Source organism: Modestobacter sp. KNN46-3 (genome assembly GCF_011039295.1).
The window spans coordinates 1-5,214 of sequence record NZ_JAAKGN010000237.1 but is presented as its reverse complement, the minus strand read 5'-3'; the positions used below and the strand labels follow the sequence as shown (position 1 = coordinate 5,214).

Annotated in this window: 4 protein-coding genes and 1 pseudogene; 3 read left to right on the top strand and 2 right to left on the bottom strand. The window is 73.6% G+C overall.

Annotated elements, in window-relative coordinates; genetic code table 11:
• Both G5C62_RS25485 and G5C62_RS25480 read right to left on the bottom strand, forming a co-directional pair.
• Positions 1-463 (bottom strand): annotated as a pseudogene (locus tag G5C62_RS25485) (hypothetical protein); the annotation flags it as partial.
• A gap of 130 nt (positions 464-593) precedes the next feature.
• Positions 594-1,703, bottom strand: coding sequence for a magnesium and cobalt transport protein CorA (locus G5C62_RS25480; RefSeq protein ID WP_241176132.1), 1,110 nt, complete (start codon positions 1,701-1,703; stop codon positions 594-596).
• Positions 1,704-1,857: 154 nt separating this feature from the next.
• Between G5C62_RS25480 and G5C62_RS25475 the strand changes: the two genes are divergently transcribed.
• From G5C62_RS25475 to G5C62_RS25465, 3 genes are all read left to right on the top strand, one after another.
• Positions 1,858-2,514: a hypothetical protein gene (locus tag G5C62_RS25475; protein WP_164703208.1), complete on the top strand. Its 657-nt coding sequence runs from the start codon at positions 1,858-1,860 to the stop codon at positions 2,512-2,514.
• A 46-nt stretch (positions 2,515-2,560) separates the two neighbouring features.
• Entirely contained in the window at positions 2,561-4,381 is a 1,821-nt protein-coding gene (gene metG / locus G5C62_RS25470) for a methionine--tRNA ligase (protein WP_036341005.1), read from the top strand.
• Positions 4,382-4,474: 93 nt separating this feature from the next.
• On the top strand, positions 4,475-5,214 hold a 740-nt coding region (locus G5C62_RS25465), incomplete at its 3' end, for a TatD family hydrolase (protein ID WP_164703207.1).

The window sequence follows — 5,214 nt, the reverse complement described above, 5'->3', positions numbered from 1 at the left end:
GGTCGGCGCCGGCGAGCACCACCAGCTGATCGACGGCGGCCACGGCCTCGACCAGGGGCAACGCCGAGGCCAGCCGCACCGCGGTCGCCTCGGGTGTCGTCAGGTGCACGCCCCGGTGCCGGACAACGGTGCGTGCCTCCAGGTCCGCGCGCCGGACCCGTAGTCCGGGGACCCGCACGGGATGACCGCCCGGCCAGCGGGTGGCCTCCACGTCGTCGTCCGCCGAGGCGAGGGGGACCCCCCACAGCGCGGCCGCGCTCACCCCGGTGATCACGTCGTCCGGCAGCAGCAGACGCCCCGCGGCCATCGCCCGCAGCTCGTGCGTGACCGGGACCTCGCGGTGCACGTAGACGTCGGGGAACAGTCGTCTCCAGCAGTGCCTGCGCAGCTGGGCCGCCGTCAGCGCGCCGTCCCGGACGGCGTCGGACCCACGGAACGGCGTGTGGCGGAGGTCGTCGGGCACGGCGAGCACATCCGCACCCTCCCGTCCCGGCCCCACACGCCGCGGCCGTCGTCCACAGGCTCCGCCGTTGTGCACTCACCGTCGGCCGGGCGGGCCCGAACCGACGACGAGCGCACAACGGCGAGCCGGGCTAGAGCCAGCCGGTGCGCTTGAAGCCGCGGTGCAGGGAGACGCAGGCGGCCACCATCAGGAGCAGCGCGGCGGGGTACGCCCACGGCTCGTCCAGCTCGGGCATGTACTCGAAGTTCATCCCGTACACCCCGGCGATCGCGGTCGGGACGGCGATGATGCCGGCCCATGCCGAGATCTTCCGCATGTCCTCGTTGTCGGCCAGCGAGGTGCGGGCCAGCGACGCCTGCAGGATCGAGGTCAGCAGCTCGTCCAGGCCGGTCACCTGGTCACGCACCCGTAGCGCGTGGTCCTGGACGTCCCGGAAGTAGGACCGCATCGCCTCGGGCACCAGCTCGTTCGGCCGGTCGACCAGCGTGGCCAGGGGCAGCTCCAGCGGCAGCACCGCCCGGCGCAGCTGCATCAGCTCCCGCTTGAGCTGGTAGATGCGGCCGCTGTCGTCGGTGCGGCTCGGGCTGAACACCGAGGTCTCCACCTCCTCGACGTCCTGCTCCACCTCGCCGGCGACCTCCAGGAAGTCGTCGACGACGTGGTCGGCGATCGCGTAGAGGACGGCGGAGGGCCCGTTGCACAGCAGGTCCGGCTGCCCCTCCAGCTGGGTGCGCAGCTGCCCCAGTTCCCCGTGCGTGCCGTGCCGGACGGTGATCACGTGATCGCGGCCGATGAAGACCATGATCTCCCCGGTGATCAGCACCTCGCTGCTGGCGGTCAGCTGGTCGTGCTCGACGTAGCTGGCCGTCTTGAGCACCATGAACATCGCCTCGTCGTAGCGCTCCAGCTTGGGCCGCTGGTGGGCGTAGACGGCGTCCTCGACGGCGAGCGGGTGGAGTCCGTAGTGCTCCCCGATCGCGGTGAGCTCGGCCTCGGAGGGCTCGTAGAGCCCCAGCCAGACGAACCCGCCCCGGTCGCGGGCCACCTGCAGCGCCTCGGACGGCGCGACGTCCAGCCGTTCGCCCTGCACGTAGACGGCGCAGTCGACGACCGGGTCGTCGGTGTCCCGCTCGGGCTGCTTCTCCCGGGGCGCGCCTGCCGGGCGTGGGCGCAGCGTCTGCGGGAGCTCGGCCGGCGTCCCGGGGGTGCGCCTGCTGGTCGTGCGGTCGGTGTCGGTCACCGGTCCTCCCTCGGGTCTGTCGGGGTCCAGCATCCCCGGCCCCCCACCCGCGGGTCTCACCCCGGCGGGTGAGACGTGCGCCGGTGGCGCTGCGGTCGGGCGCCGGAACGCCCGACCTGATCCGGGACACCCGTTCCGCGGTCAGGAGACCTCCGTGCCCAGCGCCGTCCTCGACGCCCCCCGCGCCACCCTCGCCGTCGCCCCGGCGACCGCGCGCCCGGTGCGGCTGCCGGCGACCGTCGCGGCCGCCGGTGGGCTCTCCGTGCTGGAGGCCCTGGCGCTGCTCGCCTTCGGGCTGACCAGCCTGGAGGGCGTCTTCGGTTCCGGGGTGCGCCCCTCCGGCTGGCTCGTCGCCGTCACCCTGCTGCTGCTCGCCGCGTGGGTCGTGCTGTGCGCCGGCGGTGGCGCCGGCCTCGTCGACGGAGCCGGCCGGCAGCTGCTGGTCGCCGTCGCCGTCGGGGAGATCGCCCTGCTGGTCGTGCTCTGCGCGGTGGGGCTGGTCGGTGCCAACGGGGTCCTGCTGGTGGCGATCGGGCCGATCGGCGGCCTGCCGGTGCCCGCGCTGGCGCTGCTGGGCCTCGCCGTCCCCACCGGGAAGCTGCTGCTGGCCAGCGCGCCGTCCGCGCTCGCCTGGGTCGCCGCCGGAGGGCGCCCCCGGCCGGCCCGCCGAGCACCCGTGGTCGAGCACCGCGTGCTGCGGGGCGTCACCGTGGCCGGCATCGGGCTGGCGCTGGCCGCTGTCGCGCTGGTGGGCGTCCCCGCCGGCGACGTCCCCACACCCAGCACGGTCGCGGTCACCGACGCCCCCTGAGGACGCGCCGGTCAACCCGGTCGACGCCGGTCACTACCCTCAGGCCGTGACAGATCGGCACATCCTCACCGCCGTCGCCTGGCCCTACGCCAACGGCCCGCGGCACATCGGGCACGTCTCCGGGTTCGGCGTCCCCTCCGACGTCTTCAGCCGGTTCCACCGGATGTCCGGCGACCAGGTGCTGATGGTGAGCGGCACCGACGAGCACGGGACGCCGATCACGGTCGCCGCGGACGCGGAGGGCATCACCCCGCGGCAGATCGCCGACCGGAACAACCGGGTCATCGTCGACGACCTGGCCAGCCTCGGGCTCAGCTACGACCTCTTCACCCGGACGACGACGGCCAACCACCGCGCGGTGAGCCAGGAGATCTTCCTCGGGCTGCTGAAGAACGGCTACGTCTTCCCGCAGACCACGCTGGGCGCGATCAGCCCGTCGACCGGCCGCACGCTGCCCGACCGCTACATCGAGGGCACCTGCCCGATCTGCGGCTACGACGGCGCCCGCGGCGACCAGTGCGACAACTGCGGCAACCAGCTGGACCCGATCGACCTGGTGAACCCGGTCAGCCGGATCAACGGCGAGACGCCGAAGTTCGTCGAGGAGGAGCACTACTTCCTGGACCTGCCGGCGTTCACCCGGGCGCTGGGCGACTGGCTGGGCACCCGGGGGAACTGGCGCCCCAACGTCCTGAACTTCAGCGTCAACCTGCTCGAGGACCTCAAGCCGCGCAGCTACACCCGGGACATCGACTGGGGCGTGCCGGTGCCGCTGGACGGCTGGCGGGACCGGCCGGACAAGCGCATCTACGTCTGGTTCGACGCCGTGGTGGGCTACCTGTCGGCGTCCATCGAGTGGGCCCGCCGGTCCGGTGACCCGGAGGCCTGGCGGCAGTGGTGGCAGGCGCCGGACTCCGACGCCTACTACTTCATGGGCAAGGACAACATCGTCTTCCACTCCGAGATCTGGCCGGCCCAGCTGCTCGGCTACAACGGGGCGGGCGACAAGGGCGGGACGCCGGGCTCCTACGGCCGGCTCAACCTGCCCACCGAGGTGGTCTCCAGCGAGTTCCTGACCATGGAGGGGCGGAAGTTCTCCTCCTCGCGCAACGTGGTCATCTACGTCCGCGACTTCCTCGCCCGCTACGACGCCGACGCGCTGCGCTACTTCATCGCCGTGGCCGGCCCGGAGAACCAGGACACCGACTTCACCTGGGCGGAGTTCCTGCGTCGCAACAACGACGAGCTGGTCGCCGGGTGGGGCAACCTGGTCAACCGCTCGGTGTCGATGGCCGCCAAGAACGTGGGCGCCGTCCCGACCCCGGGTGAGCTGACCGACGCCGACCGGGCGCTGCTGGCCACCACCTCCGGGGCCTTCGCCCCGATCGGTGAGCTGCTGTCGCGCAACCGGCAGAAGGCGGCGGCGACCGAGGCGATGCGGGTCGTCGGTGAGGCGAACAAGTACCTGTCGGACCAGGCGCCGTGGAAGCTCAAGGAGGACCCGGCCCGCCGGGACACCGTGCTGCACACCGCGCTGCAGGCGATCAAGGACTGCAACGCCCTGCTGACGCCGTTCCTGCCGCACTCCTCGCAGCAGGTGCACGAGCTGCTGGGCGGCACCGGCGTGTGGTCGGTCGCCCCGCAGGTGGTCGAGACCGAGGACCTGGACGACGGCTCGCCGTACCCGATCATCACCGGGCCCTACGACCAGGGGCAGGCCGTCTGGGCGTCCACGCCGCTGCCGCCGCCGGGCACCCCGCTCGCCCCGCCGAAGCCGGTGTTCACCAAGCTCGACTCCTCGATCGTGGAGGAGGAGCTGCGTCGCCTGGAGGAGGGCGGCCAGAGCGGGTCGGACGGCGAGGCGTGACCTCCCGGACCACCACAATGGCCATCCCGGTGGCGGCGTGAGCCGGTCGGCTGGGGCCAGAATCGCGATCTTGGCCCCAGAGGGAGGCCGGGGGTGAGCCGGTCGGCGTCCTCGCGGGCGAACCGGCGGGGTGAGCCGCCGCCGTCCCCGGAGCCGCTGCCGTCCCCGGCGGTCGACAGCCACACGCACTTCGACATCGCCGTGGGCGGCGAGGACCGGGAGCCCACCGACGCGGAGGTCGACGAGGCGATCGCGGCCGCCGTGGCCGTCGGCGTCCCGCGGCTGGTGCAGGTCGGGGTGGACGTCGGGTCGTCGCGCTGGTCGGCCGCGCTCGCGGCCCGGCACCCGAACGTGCTGGCGGCGGTGGCGCTGCACCCCAACGAGGCAGGGGCCGGGGCGGCGACCGAGACGGCGCTGGCCGAGATCGACCGGCTCGCCGCGCTGCCCCAGGTGCGGGCGGTGGGGGAGACCGGCCTGGACCGCTACCGCACCGGCCCCGAGGGCTGGGCCGCCCAGGAGGCCTCCTTCCGGGCGCACATCGACATCGCCAAGCGGCACGGGATCGCCCTGGTCATCCACGACCGCGACGCCCACGACGAGGTGCTCCGGGTGCTGGACGACGAGGGTGCGCCCGAGCACACCGTCTTCCACTGCTTCTCCGGGGACGCCGGGTTCGCCCGGGCCTGCCTCGAGCGCGGCCACGTGCTGTCCTTCGCCGGCACGGTCACCTTCTCCAGCGCCGGCGCCCTGCGCGAGGCGGCGGCGCTCACCCCGCTGGACCAGCTGCTGGTCGAGACCGACGCCCCGTTCCTGACCCCGGCCCCGCTGCGCGG